The following is a 3,814-nucleotide window of genomic DNA, read 5'->3' as shown; positions in this document are numbered from 1 at the left end:
GGCTCAGCTCTCCACCTCGGTCGCGTCCAGCAGCGCGTCCAGTTCCTCGTCCGACAGTTGGTCCAACGCGGCCGGGTCCAGCGACCTCGACGCCGGTGCGATGGCGTCATCCGCGAGCTGCTTCATCGAGCCCGCCATCCGGGACACCACTTCCGCCATGCCAGCGAGCGTGGGCGACTCGAACACCGCCGGCAGCGGCAGCTCCACGCCCAACGCTTCACGCACGCGCGCCACAATCCGCGCGGCCATCCCGGCGTGTCCGCCCAAGGCGAAGAAGTCGTCCCGAGCGCCAACGCGCGGCCGGCCGAGCAGCTCCGTCCAGATCCCCGCCAGCGCCAGCTCCTCCGGTGTCGAGGGGGCGACGTACTCCGCGGCGTGCCCCATGGATCCCACCTGCGCCTTGGCCATGGCCTGAAGCCGCTCGGCGTCTCCCGGCAACGCCACGTCGGCGAGCCGCTCCACGCCAGAGGCCAGTGCCTCCAGCAGGATGCGCCAGTGCTCCAGCAACTCGGCCACCACGTCCGAGCCATGCAGCTCGGGAGCGTAGGCCAGGCTCAAGCGCAGCCTGTCACCGGGAACCACATAGGCAATGAGCGGGTGGTTGCCCTGCTCACGGCTCTCCACGTCCACCACCTCCAGCCCCGGCACGCCCTGTCCCAGCGAGGTGTCGAGCGGATAGTTCTCGAAGATGAGCAGGCTCTCGAAAAGCGGCAGGCCCCGAGGCATGTCGCTCCAGCCCTTCACCTGGACCAGCGGACTGTGCTCGTACTTCCGCATCTCCAGCTGCCGTGCCTGGAGCTTCTGCAGCCAGGGCACCACCAGCGCGTTGGAGGACAGCCCCACGCGGATGGGCAGCGAGTTGATGAACAGGCCCACCATGGACTCGGCGTCTGGCAGGTCCACGGGACGCCCGGAGACTGTGGCGCCGAAGACGACGTCCTCCTGGCCCGCATGGCGCCCGAGGAGCAGCGCCCACGCGCCCTGCGTCAGCGTGTTGAGCGTCACCGCGTTGCGCCGTGCGAAGGCCTGAAGCGCGGCCGTGGCTTCTTGCGACAGCCACAGAATCTCCTCACCCGTGACGGCGGCCTCCATCCCGGGCGCGGCGGTCCGGGCGCCGGGGAGCGGCGTGGGTGTGGTGAAGCCCGCGAGTTCCTCCCGCCAGAACGCCTCGGCACGAGACAAGTCCTGCCGCTGCAACCAGGACATGTAGTCGCGCCAGGCCGCGGGGCGAGGCAAGGCAGCGTCGCGCCCCTGCGTCAGCGCCGCGTAGCAGGCGAAGACCTCCTGCAACATCACGCCCACGCCCCACCCGTCCATCACCAGATGGTGGTGGCTCCAGAGGAAGCGGTACTCCTGCTCGGCCAGGCGGACCACCTCCATCCGGGCCAGAGGCGCGGGCGCCAGGTTGAAGCCACGGGCACGGTCCTCACGGACCAGCGCCTCAAGCCGAGCGCGCTGCTCCTCGGCGGGAACACCGCGCAGGTCGTGCTCCGTCCAGGGCAGGTCCGCCTTGGCATGGACCACCTGGAGCGGCTCCGGCAGTCCCTCGTGGATGAAGGACGTTCGCAGGACGGCGTTGCGAGCGATGACCACCGCCCACGCCCGTCGCAGCGCGGCGACATCCACGTTCCCGCGTGACGTCCACGCCAGTTGCTCATGGAAGACACCCGAGCCTTGGGGCGCAAGCGCGACATGGAACAGCATGCCCTGCTGAAGCGACGTGAGCGGGTACAGGTCCTCCACGGCCGGGAACTGCCGTAGCAAGCGATCCAGGGAGGAGGACGAGAGGCGCGCGAGCGGAAAGTCCCCAGGCGAACGGCGCGCCGCGTCCGGCGTACTCCGGCCCTCCATCAGCTCGCGCAGCGATGACAGGAAGTCGTCAGCCACGGCTTCGATTGTCGCCCGCTGGTGGACGCGCGTGCTGTAGGCCCAGGCCACCTTCAGCCGGCCTTCGGACACCACGGCATTCACCTCGAGACGGTGCGGCCGGCGGCCTCCCGCGCCATGCCACGCGCCGCTTGGTTCCTCCGTGAGGAGGAAGCGCTCCGCCCCCCGAGCCGCCGCGTCGAGCTGCCCCAGGTAGTTGAACCCCACCTCCGCGCGCGGCGCGGCGCGCAGCGTCTGGGCCGTGTCTTCGCGCAGGTAGCGCAGCAAGCCGTAGCCCATGCCATTCACCGGCAACAGTCGCCGCGCATCCCGCAGCGTCCGGAGCGCGTCTCCTGGACTTCCCGCCTCCGGCAACTCCACCTCCAGCGGGAAGGTGCTGGTGAACCAGCCCACGGTGCGAGACAGGTCCACGTCACCGAAGAGGGCCTCGCGCCCGTGTCCCTCCAGCTCCAGCCGCACGTTGCGGCTTCCCGTCCAGCGGGACACCGCGCGTGCCACCGCCGTGAGCAGCACCTCATCCACGCGCGCCCGGTATGCCAGGGGCACTTCGCCCACCAGCGGCTTCGTTTCGTCCACACCCAGCGTCACCGTCACCAGCGCTTCCGAGCCCGCGGTGTCCTCGCCGCCTGGCAGGTCCACAGGGAGCGAAGTGACGTCACGCGAGGCCTTCCAGAGCGGCAGCTCGCGCGCCACCTCATCCGTCCGAGCATGCGACAACAGCCGCTCCGCCCACGCCTTGAAGGACGTCGTCTTCGGAGGCAGTGACACCGGAGCGCCTCGCTCCAGCTGCGAGTACGCGGTCTCCAGGTCCTCCAGCAACGGACGGAGCGATACACCATCCACCGCAAGGTGGTGCACCACCAGCAGCAGCCGGGACGTCCGGCCCGCGCCCCGCTCGAACAAGGCCGCGCGCAGCAGCAGCCCCTCGCCCAGGTCCAGGCTCTGATGGACCTCCGCACCCACGGACTCCAATGCGGCGCCCTGCTCCGCCTCCAGCACGGAAGACAGGTCCACGCGCCTCACGGGCACTCGCTCGGGCACGCCCGCGATGGACTGACGCCAGCCTTCCGGCGCCCGCGTGAAGCGCAGCCGGAGCGCATCATGGTGCGACACCAGCGCCCGCAACGCCTCCTCCAGCAGCGCGGCATCCACCGGGCGGCGCACCTCTAGCACCGCGGCCAGGTTGTAGTGGTGCGGCTGAGGTAACGCCCACTCGTCGAAGAAGATGCGCTGCATGGGCGTCAGCGGCACGGGCCCCTCCACCAGCCCCTGCTCCGCCGTGCCTGCCTTCGCCGTCCCGGCGGCGGCAGCCAACTCCACGAGCGTCTGCCGCTCGAAGAGCATGGCCGGCTCCAGCTCCAGCCCCAGGGCCTTGGCCCGGGAGACAATCTGGATGCCCAGGATGGAGTCGCCGCCCAGCTCGAAGAAGTTGTCGTGCAGGCTCACGCGCTCCACGCCAAGAACCTGCGTCCAGAGCGCGGCCAACGCCTTCTCCGCTTCCGTGCGCGGCTCGGTGAACACCTTCGCGTTGCCTCCGCGCGCGGCGTCCGGAGCCGGCAACGCCGCCCGGTCCACCTTCCCGCTGGGTGACAGCGGAAGCGCGTCCAGCGCGACGAAGGCAGCGGGCACCAGATGGTCGGGCAACCGTTCCTTCATGAACGAGCGCAGCGCCGATGCGTCCAGCTCCGCGGCTTGCACGACGTACCCCACCAGCCTCCGCGCTCCCTGCGTGTCCTCGCGCACGAGGGCCACCGCGTCACGCACGTCGGGGTACTGGCGCAGCACCGCCTCCACTTCCCCCAGTTCGATGCGGAAGCCACGCAGCTTCACCTGGAAGTCGGTACGGCCCAGGTACTCCAGGCGCCCGTCCGCGAGGAAGCGAACCCGGTCGCCCGTGCGGTACAGCCGCGCCCCCGCCTCTCCCGAG

1 protein-coding gene (running past one end of the window) is annotated in these 3,814 nt (G+C 70.5%); it reads right to left on the bottom strand.

Features of this window, described 5'->3' with window-relative positions; all coding sequences use genetic code 11:
* Positions 1 to 3 precede the first annotated feature (3 nt).
* On the bottom strand, positions 4 to 3,814 hold the end of the coding sequence (locus FMQ63_RS02780; RefSeq protein WP_020480779.1) for a hybrid non-ribosomal peptide synthetase/type I polyketide synthase. It continues 9,335 nt past the right edge of the window; only the last 3,811 of its 13,146 coding nucleotides appear in the window; the start codon falls outside the window, past its right edge; its stop codon occupies positions 4 to 6.

It is taken from the genome of Myxococcus sp. CA005 (assembly GCF_006518205.1).
Taxonomy (GTDB): Bacteria; Myxococcota; Myxococcia; order Myxococcales; family Myxococcaceae; genus Myxococcus; species Myxococcus xanthus.
The sequence above is the reverse complement of the archived record's forward strand: the minus strand, read 5'-3'. Positions and strand labels throughout refer to the sequence as shown.